Genomic DNA, 17172 nt, shown 5'->3' with positions numbered 1-17172 from the left:
AAAGGGACCGAGGCGCTGGTGATACTTGCCAGAAAACTGGCTCGGGTACTGTTTGCCTTGATGAAAAACCAAAGTGAATACAAGCCTATTTCTATGTTTGGGGGTTCCCCCCAAACATAGAATCTCCCACAGTGATCGATGGTGTTAACCCAATCTGTTACACCCCACAAAACCCTGTAGGAGCTGGCTTGCCAGCGAAGGCGTTCGATAGGTTTTTTGTGTTGACTGGGCGGGCCTCATCGCTGGCAGGCCAGCTCCCACAGTGATCGATGGTGTTAACCCAATCTGTTACACACCACAAAACCCTGTAGGAGCTGGCTTGCCAGCGATGGCGTTCGATAGGTTTTTTGTGTTGCTGGGCGGGCCTCATCGCTGGCAAGCCAGCTCCTACAGTGATCGATGGTGTTAGCCCAATCTTTACACCCCACAAAACCCTGTAGGAGCTGGCTTGCCAGCGATGGCGTCAGGATTGTGTACGCAAAGCCAACTGCTTGACCGCCTCAACCACTGGCGCCACTCGCTCGGCCTGACCCGGCGGCCACACTGCATACAGGTTGTAATGCGCCACAATCTGCGCGTCGTTCAATGCCACCAATCGCCCGCTGCGCAACGCATCCGCCGCCAGCAATCCGCGCACCAACCCTGCGCCGACACCGGCTTCGGCCGCCGCAATCAGGCTCGCCGCGTTATCAAACACCACCCGCGCCGGTGGCTCGGTGGGCTCCATGCCGGCAGCATCCAGCCACGGAATCCACGAGCGCCGCGTGTAACCCAACAGCGGCAGTTCAAGGATCTGCGCCGGACTCAACGGCAGTTGCGAACCCTGGCGCTCCAGCAGCGCGGGCGAGGCCACCGCCATCACTCGATCCCCGCAGATCTGCGTCATCTCGCAGTCTTCCCATTCGCCATAACCGTAGCGCAAGGCCAGGTCCACGCGTTCGAATGCGCTGCGGTCCGAGCGCGGCATCGACAGCAACACCACCTCATGATCGGGCAACAGATCCAGCAATTGCGGCAAGCGCGGGTTGAGCCAGCTCTGGGCCAGCTCACTGTCGACGTCCAGGGTCAGGCGTTGCGCCACGCTGCGGTTCTTTACCGAAGAAAGCGCCCGGTCGATCTGCGCCAAACCGTCGGACAGCACACTGGCGAACAGTTGCCCGGCGTCGGTCAGGTTGCTGCCGCCACCTTCGCGCACGAACAGCGGTTGGCCGATGAATTCTTCCAGCGAGCGAATCTGCTGGCTGATGGCGCTGTGGGTCAAGTCGAGTTTGCGCGCCGCGCTGGAGAAACTGCCGCTGCGCGCCGCCTGGATAAACGCATTCATGGACTGCACCGACGGGTATCGCTTGTACATGCTGTTAGTCCTACTTACACAGGATGGCAGAAATCGTCGCTGGCCCGATTTTCACAAGGCTTCCAATAATCGATCACCAGGCCTGCACAAAGACGGGCCGCTCTCTTGGAGCCTGACAATGATCGAATTCACGGTAAACGGCGAACGACGCGAGCTGGTAGAGACATCGCCCTCCATGCCCTTGTTATGGGTATTGCGTGACCACTTGAAACTCACCGGTACCAAGTTCGGTTGCGGCATGGGCCTGTGCGGCGCGTGCACCGTGCACCTGGACGGCGTCGCCGTGCGTTCCTGCCAGCTGCCGGTCGCTGCGGCGGCGGGGCACAGCATCACCACCATCGAAGGCTTGTCGCCGACCGAACAGCATCCGCTGCAACTGGCGTGGGTTGCCGAAGATGTCCCGCAATGCGGTTACTGTCAATCCGGTCAGATCATGTCCGCCGCGGCGCTGCTCAACACCGGCGCGGCGGTCACCGACGATTCGATCCGCAACGCCATGTCCGGCAACGTGTGCCGGTGCGGTACTTACGGGCGCATCAACAAAGCGATCAAACGTGCGGCGTCCGCGCTGAAGGAGGCGTGATGACGATCTCCCCGATGGATCTCTCGCGGCGCGTGTTTCTCAAGCAAACTGCAACCGTTGCCTCCGGCCTGGCCATTGCGTTTTACCTGCCGTCCAGCCTTGCCGCGACTGACCCGAAAGCCCCAGCACCTGCCGGTGAATTCGAACCCAACGCCTGGGTGCGGATCCTGCCCGACGGCACCGTGAAACTGGTGGTGCACAAGCACGATTCCGGCACCGGAACGCATACGGCCTTGGCCGCCTGCGTGGCCGAGGAACTGGACGTCGACCCGATGACCGTGCAGGTGATCTCGCCGGAAGACCCGTTCTTCGAAACCTACATTCATCCGATCTGGAAAGTCTTCTCCACCGGCGGCAGTACCAGCGTCTCGCTGGAATACGATCGCTTGCGCATGGCCGGCGCCACGGCCCGAGCGCTATTGATCGCAGCGGCGGCCAAACAGTGGAAAGTCAGCCCCGACAGCTGCGGCACCGAAGAGAGCCGTGTTGTTCATGCGGCGAGCAAGCGCAGCCTAGGTTACGGCGAATTGGTCGATGTTGCCGCGCACCTGCCGGCACCGACCAACGTCACGCTCAAGGATCCGTCGCAGTTCAAGTACATCGGCAAACTGCGGCATAAGCGCGATGCCCAGGCCAAGGTCTGCGGGCGCTTCAAGTACAGCATTGATGTGGTGCTGCCGGACATGCAGGTCGCGGTCATCCAGCGTACGCCGGTGGTGGGGGCGAAAGTGCTGTCGGTGGACTCAGTTGCGACGCTGCAGGTACCGGGTGTACGCAAGGTGATTGTGGTGCCGGGACGGCCGGATGTGCTCGGCGGCAACCTGGAAGGCGTCGCGGTGCTGGCCGACAACTATTGGGCGGCGCATCAGGGCCGGGCACTGCTGAAGGTGCAATGGAGCGATTCGCCCTTGGCCGGTTTCGACAGCGATGAACTGGTCAAGGCCCAAACCGCAGCGCTGAGCGACAAAGGCGCGCAACGGGTCTCTGCCATGGCTGCGGGAGATGTGAGCGCGCAATGGCCGGTCGCCGCGAAGCTGATCGAAGCCGATTACCGCATGCCGTACAAAGTGCAGAACCCGCTGGAACCGATTTGCATCACCGCGCAGGTCAAGGACAACGCCATCACCTATTGGGGCGGGGTGCAGGTGCCGTCATCGGCGCTGGAAGCGGCGCACGTCGTGTGCAAGATCGCCAAGGACAAGGTCACCATCAACGAGCTGGTGTCCGGCGGCAGCTTCGGTGCGCGGGAAGCAAAGTATTGGCTGTTTGAAGTGGCCTACCTGGCGCAACAGGCCAAGGTGCCGGTGAAGTTGATGAACAGCCGCGAAGATGAAATGCGCTCATTGTTTATGCACCCGGCCACATTGCACCGGGCGAAAGGGGCGCTGGATGCGCAGGGACGTTTGACCGCACTCCAGCTCAACGCGGTGTCGCCAGCCTCACCGGAACAATGGGAACCGGGCTATTTCGAGCGCCCGGACAAGATGGATTACAGCACCACCGAAGCCATCACCGCTTGGGATTTTGCCTATCGCCCGGCGAACCTGGACCTGGTCTGGGTCAAGCACGAAAGTGACGTGCCCAGCGGCTGGTATCGTTCGGTGAGCTTCATCCCCAACGTGTTCGCCGTGGAAAGCTTCATGGATGAACTGGCCCATGGCGCAGGGCAAGATCCGTTGGCCTTTCGCCTGGCCCACATGCAAGACCGGCCAAGGCATGTCGCGGTGCTGAAAAGCGCCGCCGAACGCGCCGGTTGGGGTAAGCCATTACCAGAGGGCACGGCGCTGGGGGTCGCCACCAATCAGGGTTACACCAGTTTCATCGCGGTGGTCGCGCGCCTGTCGAAGAAGGACGGCGCGATCAAGATCGACAAGCTCACCTGCGTGGTCGATTGCGGCCTCGCGGTGTCGCCCGGTGGAGTCGAAGAGCAGATCTATGGCGGCTTGATGTGGGGGCTGGGCCACGCGTTGTTCGATCAAATGGACATCAAACAGGGCAGGGTGGTGCAGAGTAATTTCCACGACTATCGGGTGCCACGCATGTCGGACATGCCGGCGGTGGACATCCTGGTCGTCGACGGCGAGCCGTCCAAACCGGGTGGCGTTGGCGAACTGGGCAGCCCGTCGGTAGCCCCGGCCATTGCCAACGCGTTGTTCAGCCTGACCGGTGTGCGCCAGCGTTCGACGCCATTGACGTTGGGATAACCGGGTATGGACTTGCGCTTGTTGAGGTACTTCATGGCACTGGCCGAAGAGCTGCATTTCGGCCGCGCCGCGACCCGTTTGCACATCTGCCAGCCACCGCTGAGCCAGCAGATTCGTCTGCTGGAGGAGGAATTGGGCACGCCGTTGTTCGAGCGCAGCCATCACCGGGTTGAGCTGACGGCCGCCGGGCAAATGCTCAAGGAACAGGCGCCGCTGGTGTTCGAGCAACTCAACCGCGCGCTGGACCTGACGCGTCAGACCGGCCGTGGCCAGTTGGGCGAACTGGAAATCGGCATGATCAGCTCGGTGATGGTCGGTGTGCTACCCCGCGCCTTACACCTTTTTCGCGAGCGTTATCCGCACGTCAACTGGCGGTTGCATGAAATGACCCCGGCGGCGCAGGTCAAGGCGTTGAAGGAAAAACGCATCGATGCCTGTGTGTTCCGGGTCGGTTACGACGATCCGCAGTTGCGCAACGAACTGTTGATCTACGAGCCGATCCGGGTGGTCATGCCGGCCGATCATCCGCTGGCAACGCGTGCAACCCTGGCGCCATCGGATTTGGCTCAGGAACCCTTTGTGGCGCTGGAACTGAAGCAGTCGCGGTTCGCCGATTTTCTGTTCCAGTGCTGCATCCAGGCCGGGTTTACCCCGCAGATTCGCCAGCAAGTGATTGAGGTGCAAACGCTGCTGAGCCTGGTCCGGGCCGGTTTCGGCGTGGCGTTGTTGCCGGCGTCCATCGAGCAATTGGCACCGGCCGGACTGGTGTTTCGACGCCTGACCCCGGCAATGCCGGAAGTGCCGCTGTACGCCACGTACCGCGCGGACGACGACTCACCGGTGCTCAAGTTGTTTCTCGATACCTTGCGCGAATTGGTGCTGCAAGACGCCCGATAAACGCTGTACAGGTAGGAGGCGGCTTGCCAGCGAAAGCGGTGGGTCATTCAACACATTGGTTGGCAGCCTGACGCCTTCGCCAGCAAGCCGGCTCCTACAAAGGTTCTTTGCACTATCCAAAACCTCGGAGGTCGTACTTTCACAGGGTCACAACACTTGTGGAACGCCAATGAGCCAGGACGTCCTGACCACCGAAACCAACCGTCGCCAGTTGCAGCAGATCATCGCGGGCCTGTCCGACGGCGTCATCCTGCTCGACCCCGACCAGTCCATCCGCTGGGCCAATGAAGCGGCTTTGGCCATGCATGGCGTCTCGCGCGTCAGCGATCTGGGCCCCGATGCCAAGGCCTACACCCAGCGTTTCGTCCTGCGCTATCGCAATAATCACCGGGTGCCCGTCGACAGCTATCCGATCAACCGCGTTGCGTGCGGCGAGACCTTCGGTGACGTCGTGGTGGAAGTGAACCCCACGGCAGACGCAGAAGAACGTGCGTGGGTTCACCGTGTCCGCAGCCTGGTCCTGGCGGACAGCCAAGGCGAGCCGGAGTCCCTGGTGCTGATCATGGACGACGTCACTGACTGGGCCAACGCCGAGCAGCGTTTCGAGAAAACCTTCGCGGCCAACCCCGCACCGGCGGTAATTTGTCGCCTCAGTGATTTGCGCTACATCAAGGTCAATCCCGGCTTCCTTGAAATGACCGGCTATGCCCGCGATCAGGTGATCGGCACCTCCACCTATGAACTGGACGTACTGGAGCAAGCCGAAAACAAAGAACTGGCCAAGCAGTGTTTGCGCGAGGGGGGCACCATTCCACAGATGTCGGCTGAGTTGCGGCTATCGGACGGCGGTAGCAAACAGGTCATCGTCGCGGGCCAGCCGCTGGATCTCAACGAGGAAGCCTGCATGTTGTTTTCCTTCGTCGACATGGAGCCGCGACGCAAGGCCGAAGTGGCCCTGCGCCAGAGCGAAGAACGTTTTGCCAAGGCGTTTCGCCTGTCGCCGGTGCCCATTCTGGTGTGTGCTGCCGCCGAACAGGTGGTGCTGGACGTCAACGAAGCGTTCCTCGATACCCTCGGTTATTCGAGTGAGGAGGTGCGTGGCGTGACCCTGGCGCAGATCGATTTCATCGACGACAAGTCGGCCCGTACACGGCTGTTCGCGGCGCTGGAGAAAACCGGGCGACTGGATCGTATCGAGGTGCGCCTGCGCAAAAAAGACGCCGGATTGATCGACTGCGCCGTCTCGGCCGAGACCGTGAATATTCAGGACAATCGCTGCTATCTGCTGGTACTGATGGACATCACCGAGCGCAAGCGTACCGAGCTCGAGTTGGTGTCGGCCATCGAAGAGGTGATGAAAGACGCTTCGTGGTTCAGCCGTACGTTGATCGAAAAACTGGCGAACGTGAAGAGTGTCAACTCACCGAAACTGGCCAGTGTCTCGTTCGCCGACCTTACGGCCCGCGAACGCGACGTCCTGGGCCTGATTTGCCAAGGCCTGGCCGACAAGGAAATCGCCGCACGCCTGAAACTGGCGCCGAACACGGTGCGCAATCATGTGGCGACGGTGTATTCCAAGCTGGATGTGCACAGCCGCAGTGAGGCGATTGTCTGGGCCCGGGAGCGCGGTTTGTTCAGCGGTGAGTGGCGGTCCAGGGGGCCGCTATAAAGGTGCAAATGCACCAGGAAGCAAGGTGCAAATTCATGTGTTGAGCGGGTGCGGCTGTTTTTAGGCTGGAAGCGTGTGGCAGGTGCCTTCGAATGCCCTGCGTGTTCCCTTCGAAATCGCTCAGGAACCGCCCCAATGACTCAACAATACGATGTGGCTTGCGCCAGGGCGCCCTCGCGATGATCACGCAAGCGCAACTGCGGATGCAGATTGAACAGGGTTTTGCGCCGCTGGCCTGTGAGTGCAGCGTCACGGGTGACCATTCGCTGACCGTCAAGCTCTATCACCCGGTCACGGGACAGGTGGATCTGGTGGTCAGTGGCTTGAACATGATGACACTGCAGTCGGCCGAATCAGTGACGGCATTGATCGAAGAGCTGCGCTACGAACTTGAGACCAGCAGCCTGAACCGACCCGATCAGGCGATGTAAGAACTGTCAGGTTTTGCTGGCAACGGTCACTGGCGTGGCGATAAGTGGAGTGCAAATCATTTTTTTGTGACAGGTGCATGGACTTTGCACGCGGGTTCTGTTGTCACAAAAAAGTGTCTTTTCACTTATCGCGGGTCAACCGATGAAAACTCTTGGGAAACGCGTTTGTACTCCACTGTCGCTCGCTTTCTGCGCGGCGATGTTCGCGGGCTGCTCCAGCCCACCACCCCCGGCACCGCTGCCACCGCCTGAACGCACCTGTGAAACTCAGGATAAGACCGATGTCCTGGGCGATGTACGGGGCGAAAATGGCGAGGTCACTCGAATGACCACGACTACCCGGTGTGTCACGCAGTAAGCCCATCGCATGGCTTCTGTAGGTGCGAGTTTGCTCGCGATGGTCTCAAGTACGCGGTGTTTAGCCAGTCAGCACGCGTCATTGTTAACGTCCATCGTGAGCAGGCTCGCTCCTGCAGGGTTTTTTGGTGGTCAGGTCATCAGGACAGGAAACCGCCATCCACATTCAGCGAAACGCCGGTGGTGTAGCTGGAAGCATCGCTGGCCAGGTAAAGCACCGCGCCGGCCATTTCGCTTGGATCAGCCACACGCTTGAGCGGAATCTGCTGCAACGCGGTGTTCAAGATAGCCTCGTTCTTCACCAGTGCCGAGGCGAACTTGGTGTCGGTCAGACCCGGCAGCAGGGCGTTGCAACGGATGCCAAACTGCGCGCATTCCTTGGCAAACACTTTGGTCATGTTGATGACCGCCGCTTTGGTCACCGAATAGATACCCTGGAAGATCCCCGGCGAAACACCGTTGATCGACGCCACGTTGATGATACTGCCGCCACCGTTTTCGCGCATCAGCTTGCCGGCTTCGACCGACATGAAGAAGTAACCGCGGATGTTCACGTCGACGGTTTTCTGGAAAGCGCCGAGGTCGGTGTCCAGTACGTTGCAGAATTGCGGGTTGGTCGCGGCGTTGTTGACCAGGATGTCCAGGCGTCCGAACTGTTCCTTGATACCGGCGAAGACCTGGCTGATCTGTTCCATCTCGCCAATGTGGCAAGCGACGGCGGTGGCTTTGCCGCCAGCGGCGATGATGGCGTCGGCCACGTGCTGGCAACCCTCAAGCTTGCGGCTCGAAACGATGACGTGGGCACCTTGTTGGGCCAGGAGTTTGGCGATGGCCTCACCGATGCCACGGCTGGCGCCGGAGACGAAAGCGATCTTGCCGTCGAGGTCGAACAACTGAGTCTTGGACATGGGATTCCCTTATGAAAAGTCTTGTTGTTGTGTCAAATGCCGGGGTGTCGCTGATGCTGTTTGGTCGGGGCGGCTTGCTGCGATAGGTCATTGAACGAGTGTTATCGTTCACGATCTCCGCGAGCAGGCTCGCTCCTACAGGGGATCGCGTCGAGGTCAGAGGGTGGATTTCTGGATGACCTGCAAGCTCATTTGCTCCAGCAGTTTGTTCATGTGAATGAACTGCGCGAAGCGTTTGTCCTGGGTTTGGCCGTGGTAGAAGCGGTAGTAGATCTGTTGCACGATGCCGGCCAGGCGGAACAGGCCGTAGGTGTAGTAGAAGTCGAAATTGTCGATCTGGATGCCTGAGCGCTGGGCGTAGTAATCGACGAACTCGCGGCGGGTCAACATGCCCGGTGCGTGGCTTGGCTGGCGGCGCATCAGTTGCACCGGTGCCGGGTCATCGGCTTCGATCCAGTAGGCGAGCGTGTTGCCCAGGTCCATCAGCGGGTCGCCGAGGGTAGTCAGTTCCCAGTCGAGTACGCCGATGATCTGCATCGGGTTGCTCGGGTCGAGGATCACGTTATCGAAGCGGTAATCGTTGTGGACGATGCTGGAGGTCGGGTGATCGGCCGGCATCTTGTCGTTGAGCCAGGCCTTGACCGCTTCCCACTGCGGGGCGTCAGGGGTCAGGGCTTTTTCGTAGCGATCGCTCCAGCCTTTGATCTGCCGCGCCACATAACCTTCGGGTTTGCCGAGGTCGCCCAGGCCATAGGCGTTGTAGTCAACCTGATGCAGCTCGACGAACTTGTCGATGAAGCTTTTGCACAAGGCTTCGGTTTTTGCCGAATCCAGCCCCAGCTCCGGTGGCACTTCGGAACGCAGAATGATGCCGTTGACCCGTTCCATCACATAGAACTCGGCACCGATCACCGATTCGTCGGTGCAGTGCACGTAGGCTTTCGGGCAGTACGGAAAACCGTCGCGCAATTGATTGAGGATGCGAAATTCGCGACCCATGTCGTGGGCGGACTTGGCCTTGTGACCGAAGGGCGGACGACGCAGGACAAACTCCTGTCCCGGGTATTCCAGCAAATAGGTGAGGTTCGACGCACCGCCCGGGAACTGGCTGATCTTCGGCAGACCGCTGAGACCCGGAATATGGGCCTTGAGGTATGGATCGATCAGGCTGGCATCGAGCTCTTCGCCGGTGCGGATACGGGTGGACTGGTCAGTAAGCGTCATGCTTATCCCTTCTGCTTATTCTGGAGGCCTGGAACTATTGGCTAATCTAATGCGCATACCCCACGCCCACAACAAAGAACGGCCCTTATTGGTGAGCGTGTTGCCGGCCAATCATTGCTTTTGATACACGCGTTTGAATTGTCTTACATGACAGCGCTGCCGACGCTGTTCGGCAATTCGATCGGGGTGAGAACGGGTTGACCGGAAAAAAACGCCGTGAGGTTTTTGCCCACCAGTTCGACGGTGGCCTGTGTGGCTTCCGGGGACAACCCCGCAACGTGGGGGGTGAGAATCACGTTGGACAAGGTTTTCAGGGCCTGTGGCACTTGCGGCTCGGCATCGAATACATCCAGCGCGGCACCGGCGATACGGCGCTGTTCAAGGGCAGTGATCAGGTCAGCGGTGGCGACCACACTGGCCCGGGCGATGTTGACGATGAACCCGTTCGGACCCAGGGCATCGAGCACCTGGCGGTTGATCAGGTGTTTGGTGCCAAGGCCGCCGGGCGTGGCGATGATCAGGAAATCCGAGGCCCGCGCCAGTTCCGTGGGGGTCGAGCAGAACGTGTAGGGCACGTCGCTGCGGTGCTGGCGGTTGTGATAGCAAACGCTCATGTCAAAACCGGCGGCTGCGCGTTTGGCGATGGCCATGCCGACCGCGCCGAGGCCGAGGATGCCCAGGCGCTTGCCGGCGAGGGAAGGGCGCATGATTTTTGGCCATTCGCCACGGCGCACGGCGGCATCACAGCGCGGCACGTCGCGTACCAGCGCCAGCAGCAGCGCCATGGCGTGGTCCGCGACGGAGGACGCGTTGACCCCGGCGCCGTTGGTGACGGTGATGCCCCGGTCGGCAGCGGCTTTCAAATCGACATGTTCATAGCCGGCGCCGATCACGCAGATGATCTTGAGGTTGGGCAGCGCCGCGATTTCATCGGCATACAGCCCCAAAGGCCCACGGGTCAGAACGGCATCGATCTGGGCGGCGTGCCGGGCAATGGCTTCTGCGCGCTCGGAGGGGGTGGGGGCCAGAATCAAGTGGAAGCCCTGATGTTCGAGGATCGGCAGGTAATCGTTGATGGTTTCAACCAGTACCAGAACGGTTGTAGGCATGCTTGGCTCCTGAGGGCGTCGGAAAGGTGGGCTCGAACGTCAATTGAGATGGCGGGCTGTGCGAGGTTTGGCAATCGCCAACGTTTGCCATTACTGGCTACTTTACTCAGTGTAGGAGCTGGCACAGCCTGCGATGAATTTCTGATTGTGTCTGCTTTTCAGGCGGCTGTGAAACGGAGCGAGCGTGCTCCGGAATGCATTGGCACATTCGACAGTTGTTTGATCGGACACACCGTATATCGTGAGCAAGTTCATTTTTATCGGTTTTTTTCGACAATCTGGTACCACCGTTCCTCACCTAAGTCTTTGCTTCTGCTCACTAATCCTCCAGAATCGCGCCCCTGTTTCGGCCAGGGCGCTGCCTGTCGGGTATTCCGACGCGTCCGGGCCGGGTGGCAAGTGACCGGAATGTGGAGATCCCACCGGATGAATGATCAGGCCAATAGCGTCAACAAACGCTATGTAGAAGCGACACCCGCGACGCTTACGAGCTGGAATCGCCAAGACACCACCTGGATGCTGGGCCTGTTTGGCACGGCGATTGGTGCAGGAACCCTGTTTTTGCCAATCAATGCGGGCCTGGGCGGTTTCTGGCCGCTGCTGATCCTGGCGTTGCTGGCGTTTCCCATGACGTTCTACGCACACCGTGGACTGACCCGTTTCGTGCTGTCCGGTCGCGAAGGCGCCGACATCACTGAAGTGGTGGAAGAGCACTTCGGCATCAAGGCCGGCGCGCTGATCACCTTGCTGTACTTCTTCGCCATTTTCCCGATCCTGTTGATCTACAGCGTGGCGCTGACCAATACCGTGGGCAGTTTCCTCGAGCATCAACTGCACATCACACCGCCACCGCGCGCCGTGCTGTCGCTGGTGCTGATCCTCGGCCTGCTGGCAGTAGTGCGCTGCGGCGAGCAGATGATCGTCAAGGCCATGAGCCTGATGGTGTACCCGTTCATCGTCGCGCTGCTGTTTTTGGCGGTATACCTGGTTCCGCACTGGAACGGCGGCATCCTCGCCACTGCAAGCCAGGTGCCTGCGCCTTCGGCGTTGCTGCATACCATGTGGCTGGCCATTCCGGTGATGGTGTTCTCGTTCAACCACTCGCCGATCATTTCGGCGTTCGCGGTGGACCAGAAGCGTCGTTACGGTCAACACGCCGAAGAGCGCAGTTCGCAGATCCTGTCGCGCGCCCATCTGTTGATGGTGGTGATGGTGTTTTTCTTCGTCTTCAGCTGCGTGCTGACCCTGTCGCCGGCACAACTGGCGGAAGCGAAGGCGCAGAACCTGTCGATCCTGTCCTACCTGGCCAACCACTTCAGCAATCCGACCATCGCCTTCGCCGCGCCGTTGATTGCTTTCGTGGCCATTTCCAAGTCGTTCCTGGGGCACTACATCGGCGCCAGCGAAGGCCTCAAGGGCTTGATCGTGAAGAGCGGCAAGCGTCCAACAGCCAAGGCTCTGGACCGCATGACCGCGGCCTTCATGCTGGTGGTGTGCTGGATCGTCGCCACGCTGAACCCGAGCATCCTCGGCATGATCGAGACCCTGGGCGGCCCGATTATCGCGGCGATCCTGTTCCTGATGCCGATGTACGCGATCCGCAAAGTGCCGGCGATGGCGCGTTATCGCGGTCAGGCGTCCAACGTCTTCGTGACGGCGGTGGGCCTGGTGGCGATCACGGCGTTGATTTACTCGCTGACGGCCTGATTTAAAGGTCAAGAGATCGCAGCCTGCGGCAGCTCCTACCGGGATCGGATCATCCGTAGGCGCTGCCGAAGGCTGCGATCTTTTGATTTTCAGCTACAGTGGCCGCTGCACGTGATACGTGCAGCGGTTTTTTTTCGCCTGGAGACATCGGATTGCCCAGCGCCTCGACTACCCATTCCACCGAACGACCCAGTCGCTGGCAGGACCTGTTGGCCGGGTTGTCGATTGCCGGCCTGTTGTTGCCCGAAGCGGTGGCTTATTCAAGCATCGCCGCAGTGGCACCCCAGGCCGGGGTGATCGCCTTGTTTGCCGGGTTGCTGTGTTATGGCCTGCTGGGTACCAGTCGCTTTGCGATTGTCTCGGCGACGTCGTCGTCCGCCGCGGTGCTCGCGGCGGCCACTGCGACATTGGCCAATGGCGACTCTGAGCTTCGCTCGACGCTGGCCATCGGGCTGGTGCTGATGACCGGGCTTTTCTTCTTGCTGGCCGGGTTGTTCAAACTCGGCAGCGTGACCTCGTTTATTGCCAAGCCGGTGTTGCGCGGGTTTGCCTTTGGCCTGGCCCTGACCATCATTCTCAAGCAGATCGCCAGCGTGGTCGGGGTGCATTTGACCGACACCAGCCTGGTGCGCTTTCTGCCGCAACTGCTTGAACAATTGCCGCAATGGAACTGGGTGGCGGCGGCGGTTGGCGCGGCGGCATTGGCCTTGTTATGGCTGTTTGGGCGGTTTCGGCGTTTGCCGGGCGGGATGTTGGTGGTGGTGATTGGCATTGCGGCGGGCCAGTGGCTGAACCTGCCGGCTTATGGTGTGAAACTGATCGGCATGATCGATCTGAGCCTTGAGGTGCCAAGACTGCCGGTGCTGCCGTTTTCCGACTGGTTGCGCTTGGGTGAACTGGCGTTCGCGATGGTGATGATCCTGTACGCGGAGTCTTATGGTTCGATCAGTTCCTACGCGCTCAAGCATGGTGATCGCGTCAAGTCGAACCGCGACTTGCTGGCCCTCGGCGCGTCCAACCTGCTGTCCGGCCTCTTCCACGGGATGCCGGCGGGGGCGGGGTATTCGGCGACATCGGCGAACGAAGCGGCCGGTGCAACTTCGCGCCTGGCAGGCATCGTGGCGGCGCTGGTGGTACTGATTATTGTGCTGACGGTCCTGCCTTACATTGCCCTGACACCTGAACCGGTCCTCGCTGCCATCGTCATTCATGCGTTGGGGCGCGGCTTGAGTCTGCAACCGTTGGGGCGCTACTTCATCTGGCGCCGTGACCGGCTGTTGGTGATCTGCGCGGTGGGCGCGGTCCTGATGCTCGGGGTGCTGGACGGCTTGTTGGTAGCGGTGGCGATCAGTGTGCTGCTGATGCTCAAGCAAATGTCGGCGGCGGATATCCAGATTCTGGGGCGCATCGATGGCGGTCACGACTTTGTCGACCTGCAACGCCATCCAACGGCGCAAGCCGTGCCGGGCGTGTTGATTGTGCGGCCGGGTGAGGCGTTGTTCTTTGCCAATGTCGAGCGGATTCTTGGCGGTGCGATGCGCTTGATCCGGCATTCGCAAACACCGATTCATACGGTGATTCTCAGTCTTGAGGAGTCCCCCGACCTGGATGGCACCAGCATTGAGGCGTTGCAGGAGTTTTTTGTGCGGGTGCATCAGGAAGGCAAGCGGTTGATGCTGGCGCGGCTTAAGGATCAAGCGCAGTCGGTGTTGGCAGCGTTGCCGGAGGTGGAGGCAAACGGGGCGGTGCTGAGTGGGTTGAGTGTGGATGGAGCGGTGCAGCAAGCGCTCAAACGGAACACATAATCGGTGGGAGGGTTTGTGTGGCGAGGGGGCTTGCCCCCTCGCCACAAAAAGCTCTCACTTCACTGGCGAATTTTCAGGCATAAAAAAACGCCGCTCATCTCACGATGGGCGGCGTTTTTCATTGCGTTGCTACGTTAGGCTTGAACGACCGGGATCTTGGCGTTCGCAGCAGCTTCACGGAACTCGGCGATCTGGTCGAAGGACAGGTAGCGGTAGACATCGGCCGCCATGCTGTCGATCTTGCCAGCGTATTCCATGTACTCCTCGACGGTCGGCAGGCGACCCAGGATGGAAGCCACGGACGCCAGCTCAGCCGAAGCCAGGTAGACGTTCGCGCCGTCACCCAGACGGTTCGGGAAGTTACGGGTCGAAGTCGACACAACTGTAGAGTTCGGCTCTACACGTGCCTGGTTACCCATGCACAGCGAGCAACCCGGCATTTCCATGCGAGCGCCGGCCTTGCCGTAGATGCCGTAGTAGCCTTCTTCGGTCAGTTGGTGAGCGTCCATCTTGGTCGGCGGCGACAGCCACAGACGAGTTGGCAGCTGACCCTTGACCTGTTCCAGCAGTTTACCGGCAGCGCGGAAGTGACCGATGTTGGTCATGCACGAACCGATGAACACTTCGTCGATCTTCTCGCCAGCAACGCTGGAGAGCAGGCGGGCGTCGTCCGGGTCGTTCGGCGCGCAGAGCACAGGCTCTTTGATGTCGGCCAGGTCGATCTCGATGATTTCAGCGTATTCAGCGTCTTTGTCCGCTTGCATCAGCTCAGGGTTGGCCAGCCAGGCTTCCATTGCTTGAGCGCGACGTTCCAGAGTACGTGCATCGCCGTAGCCTTCGCCGATCATCCAGCGCAGCAGGGTGATGTTGGACTGCAGGTATTCGGCAATCGACTCTTTGGACAGCTGGATGGTGCAACCGGCAGCCGAACGTTCAGCCGAGGCGTCAGACAGTTCGAACGCTTGCTCTACGGTCAGCTTAGGCAGACCTTCGATCTCCAGGATGCGACCGGAGAAGGCGTTCTTCTTGCCTTTCTTCTCTACGGTCAGCAGGCCAGCCTGGATCGCGTAGTAAGGAATGGCGTGAACCAGGTCACGCAGGGTGACGCCTGGCTGCAGCTCGCCTTTGAAGCGAACCAGAACCGACTCAGGCATGTCCAGCGGCATGACGCCAGTAGCTGCGGCGAACGCAACCAGACCGGAACCGGCCGGGAACGAGATGCCGATCGGGAAACGGGTGTGGGAGTCACCACCGGTACCGACGGTGTCTGGCAGCAGCATGCGGTTCAGCCACGAGTGGATGATACCGTCGCCCGGACGCAGGGAAACGCCGCCGCGGGTCATGATGAAGTCAGGCAGGGTGTGGTGGGTGTTCACGTCGATCGGCTTAGGGTAAGCCGCGGTGTGGCAGAAGGACTGCATCACCAGATCGGTCGAGAAGCCCAGGCACGCCAGGTCTTTCAGTTCGTCACGGGTCATAGGACCGGTGGTGTCCTGGGAACCTACGGTGGTCATCTTCGGTTCGCAGTAGGTGCCCGGACGAACGCCGGTCACGCCGCAAGCCTTGCCGACCATTTTCTGCGCCAGGGTGAAACCCTTGGTGCTTTCAACGGGCGCTTCTGGCTTCTTGAACAGAGTCGAAGGTGGCAGACCCAGCTCGGCACGCGCCTTCTCGGTCAGGCCGCGGCCGATGATCAGCGGAATACGGCCGCCAGCACGTACTTCGTCCAACAGGACCGGGGTCTTCATTTCGAAGGTGGTCAGGACTTCGTCGGTGCCGTGCTTGCAGACTTTGCCGGCATGCGGGTACAGGTCGATCACGTCGCCCATGTTCATGCTGGATACATCGAATTCGATCGGCAGTGCGCCGGCGTCTTCCATGGTGTTGTAGAAAATCGGTGCGATCTTGTTGCCGAAGCAGAAACCGCCGGCACGCTTGTTCGGTACGTAAGGAACGTCGTCGCCGAAGAACCACAGTACGGAGTTGGTGGCCGATTTACGCGAAGAACCGGTACCGACCACGTCACCGACGTAGGCGATAGGGAAGCCTTGGCCGCGCATTTCTTCGATCTGCTTCATCGGACCGGTGACGCCTTGCTCGTCCGGCACGATGCCGTCGCGAGCCATTTTCAGCATGGCCAGGGCGTGCAGCGGGATGTCTGGACGGGACCAGGCATCAGGAGCAGGGGACAGGTCGTCGGTGTTGGTTTCGCCGGTAACCTTGAACACGCGCAGGCTGATCTTGTCGGCCAGGGTCGGGCGCTTCACGAACCACTCGGCATCAGCCCAGGATTGCAGTACGCCTTTAGCGTGAACGTTGCCGTTCTTGGCTTTTTCAGCGACGTCGTGGAAAGCATCGAACATCAGCAGGGTGTGCTTGAGTTCTTTGGCAGCTACTGGTGCCAGTTCGGCGTCGTCCAGCAGGTTTACCAGAGTCACGATGTTGTAGCCGCCCTGCATGGTGCCGAGCAGTTCAACAGCGCGCTTCTTGTCGATCAGGGGGGAGTTGGCTTCGCCTTTGGCGATGGCAGACAGGAAGCCGGCCTTTACATAGGCTGCTTCGTCCACGCCTGGCGGAACGCGATTGGTGATCAGGTCAACGAGGAATGCTTCTTCGCCAGCCGGGGGATTTTTCAGCAGCTCGACCAGGCCTGCAGTTTGTTCGGCGTTTAGCGGCTGGGGAACGATACCCAGTGCTGCGCGCTCTTCGATATGTTTGCGGTAGGCTTCAAGCACAGTTATTACCCTCATCAGTGGTCCCAAATGGGTGTCCGGGACGCTCATCCCGAAATTGCCGTACTCATGCGCTGCATGGCGTTGTGAGCCACTTAGCCAGAATTACCGACAATTCCTTACAGAAGCTGCTTTCAAAGTTTTACGCCTGCAGAACGGGAGCTGATGAGGGTTGGCGTTGGGCTTTTCCCC

Annotated in this window: 12 protein-coding genes and 1 pseudogene; 8 read left to right on the top strand and 5 right to left on the bottom strand. The window is 60.2% G+C overall.

The window, feature by feature from the left end; genetic code table 11:
• Positions 1 to 120 (top strand): annotated as a pseudogene (locus CKW19_RS29200) (IS110 family transposase); the annotation flags it as partial.
• A gap of 343 nt (positions 121 to 463) precedes the next feature.
• On the opposite strand, the gene CKW19_RS22550 reads toward CKW19_RS29200, so the two are convergent.
• Positions 464 to 1354: a LysR substrate-binding domain-containing protein gene (locus CKW19_RS22550; protein WP_095059935.1), complete on the bottom strand. Its 891-nt coding sequence runs from the start codon at positions 1352 to 1354 to the stop codon at positions 464 to 466.
• Positions 1355 to 1472: 118 nt separating this feature from the next.
• On the opposite strand from CKW19_RS22550, the gene CKW19_RS22545 reads away from it, so the two are divergent.
• The 5 genes from CKW19_RS22545 (at position 1473) to CKW19_RS22525 (ending at position 7138) form a co-directional block, all read left to right on the top strand.
• Entirely contained in the window at positions 1473 to 1937 is a 465-nt protein-coding gene (locus CKW19_RS22545) for a (2Fe-2S)-binding protein (protein ID WP_095059934.1), read from the top strand.
• On the top strand, positions 1937 to 4141 hold the full coding sequence (locus CKW19_RS22540) for a xanthine dehydrogenase family protein molybdopterin-binding subunit (RefSeq protein ID WP_095059933.1): 2205 nt from the start codon (positions 1937 to 1939) through the stop codon (positions 4139 to 4141). The genes CKW19_RS22545 and CKW19_RS22540 overlap by 1 nt, the downstream gene beginning before the upstream one ends.
• Positions 4142 to 4147: 6 nt before the next feature.
• A complete protein-coding gene (locus CKW19_RS22535) occupies positions 4148 to 5038 on the top strand; it encodes a LysR family transcriptional regulator (protein ID WP_095059932.1) in 891 nt (296 codons plus the stop codon).
• A 169-nt stretch (positions 5039 to 5207) separates the two neighbouring features.
• A complete protein-coding gene (locus tag CKW19_RS22530) occupies positions 5208 to 6707 on the top strand; it encodes a helix-turn-helix transcriptional regulator (protein ID WP_095059931.1) in 1500 nt (499 codons plus the stop codon).
• Between the two features lie 179 nt (positions 6708 to 6886).
• Positions 6887 to 7138 (top strand): DUF1652 domain-containing protein, encoded by a 252-nt coding sequence (locus CKW19_RS22525; RefSeq protein WP_095059939.1) that lies wholly within the window; start codon positions 6887 to 6889, stop codon positions 7136 to 7138.
• A 497-nt stretch (positions 7139 to 7635) separates the two neighbouring features.
• On the opposite strand, the gene CKW19_RS22520 is transcribed toward CKW19_RS22525, so the two are convergent.
• The 3 genes from CKW19_RS22520 to CKW19_RS22510 all read right to left on the bottom strand — a co-directional run bounded on the left by CKW19_RS22520 (position 7636) and on the right by CKW19_RS22510 (position 10736).
• Complete coding sequence (locus tag CKW19_RS22520) at positions 7636 to 8403, bottom strand: SDR family oxidoreductase (RefSeq protein ID WP_095059930.1); 768 nt, start codon at positions 8401 to 8403, stop codon at positions 7636 to 7638.
• A gap of 156 nt (positions 8404 to 8559) precedes the next feature.
• Positions 8560 to 9627, bottom strand: a complete 1068-nt coding sequence (locus CKW19_RS22515) for a phosphotransferase family protein (protein WP_095059929.1) — start codon at positions 9625 to 9627, stop codon at positions 8560 to 8562.
• A 143-nt stretch (positions 9628 to 9770) separates the two neighbouring features.
• The gene (locus CKW19_RS22510; protein ID WP_095059928.1) at positions 9771 to 10736 is read right to left on the bottom strand and encodes a 2-hydroxyacid dehydrogenase; all 966 of its coding nucleotides are present in this window, start codon (positions 10734 to 10736) and stop codon (positions 9771 to 9773) included.
• 426 nt (positions 10737 to 11162) lie between these two features.
• Between CKW19_RS22510 and CKW19_RS22505 the strand changes: the two genes are divergently transcribed.
• Together CKW19_RS22505 and CKW19_RS22500 are read left to right on the top strand one after the other, a co-directional pair.
• Positions 11163 to 12443 carry a serine/threonine transporter gene (locus CKW19_RS22505; protein ID WP_095059927.1) on the top strand — a complete coding sequence of 427 codons (1281 nt, stop codon included), beginning with the start codon at positions 11163 to 11165 and terminating at the stop codon, positions 12441 to 12443.
• Positions 12444 to 12595: 152 nt separating this feature from the next.
• On the top strand, positions 12596 to 14248 hold the full coding sequence (locus CKW19_RS22500; RefSeq protein ID WP_095059926.1) for a SulP family inorganic anion transporter: 1653 nt from the start codon (positions 12596 to 12598) through the stop codon (positions 14246 to 14248).
• Positions 14249 to 14382: 134 nt separating this feature from the next.
• Here the strand turns inward: CKW19_RS22500 and acnB are convergent, their stop codons facing one another.
• The gene (gene acnB / locus CKW19_RS22495) at positions 14383 to 16983 is read right to left on the bottom strand and encodes a bifunctional aconitate hydratase 2/2-methylisocitrate dehydratase (protein ID WP_095059925.1); all 2601 of its coding nucleotides are present in this window, start codon (positions 16981 to 16983) and stop codon (positions 14383 to 14385) included.
• Positions 16984 to 17172 lie beyond the last annotated feature (189 nt).

Source organism: Pseudomonas sp. Irchel s3f7 (assembly GCF_900187615.1).
Taxonomy (GTDB): domain Bacteria; phylum Pseudomonadota; class Gammaproteobacteria; order Pseudomonadales; family Pseudomonadaceae; genus Aquipseudomonas.
Note: the sequence above shows the minus strand (reverse complement) of the source record. Positions and strands in the feature narration are given on the sequence as shown.

Excerpts from the sequence above, each read along its gene's own strand:
- CKW19_RS22515 (WP_095059929.1), bottom strand. The coding sequence starts at position 9,627 with ATGACGCTTACTGACCAGTCCACCCGTATCCGCACCGGCGAAGAGCTC.
- CKW19_RS22525 (WP_095059939.1), top strand. The coding sequence starts at position 6,887 with ATGATCACGCAAGCGCAACTGCGGATGCAGATTGAACAGGGTTTTGCG.
- CKW19_RS22550 (WP_095059935.1), bottom strand. The coding sequence starts at position 1,354 with ATGTACAAGCGATACCCGTCGGTGCAGTCCATGAATGCGTTTATCCAG.
- CKW19_RS22535 (WP_095059932.1), top strand. The coding sequence starts at position 4,148 with ATGGACTTGCGCTTGTTGAGGTACTTCATGGCACTGGCCGAAGAGCTG.
- CKW19_RS22520 (WP_095059930.1), bottom strand. The coding sequence starts at position 8,403 with ATGTCCAAGACTCAGTTGTTCGACCTCGACGGCAAGATCGCTTTCGTC.
- CKW19_RS22540 (WP_095059933.1), top strand. The coding sequence starts at position 1,937 with ATGACGATCTCCCCGATGGATCTCTCGCGGCGCGTGTTTCTCAAGCAA.
- CKW19_RS22545 (WP_095059934.1), top strand. The coding sequence starts at position 1,473 with ATGATCGAATTCACGGTAAACGGCGAACGACGCGAGCTGGTAGAGACA.
- CKW19_RS22505 (WP_095059927.1), top strand. The coding sequence starts at position 11,163 with ATGAATGATCAGGCCAATAGCGTCAACAAACGCTATGTAGAAGCGACA.
- CKW19_RS22530 (WP_095059931.1), top strand. The coding sequence starts at position 5,208 with ATGAGCCAGGACGTCCTGACCACCGAAACCAACCGTCGCCAGTTGCAG.
- CKW19_RS22510 (WP_095059928.1), bottom strand. The coding sequence starts at position 10,736 with ATGCCTACAACCGTTCTGGTACTGGTTGAAACCATCAACGATTACCTG.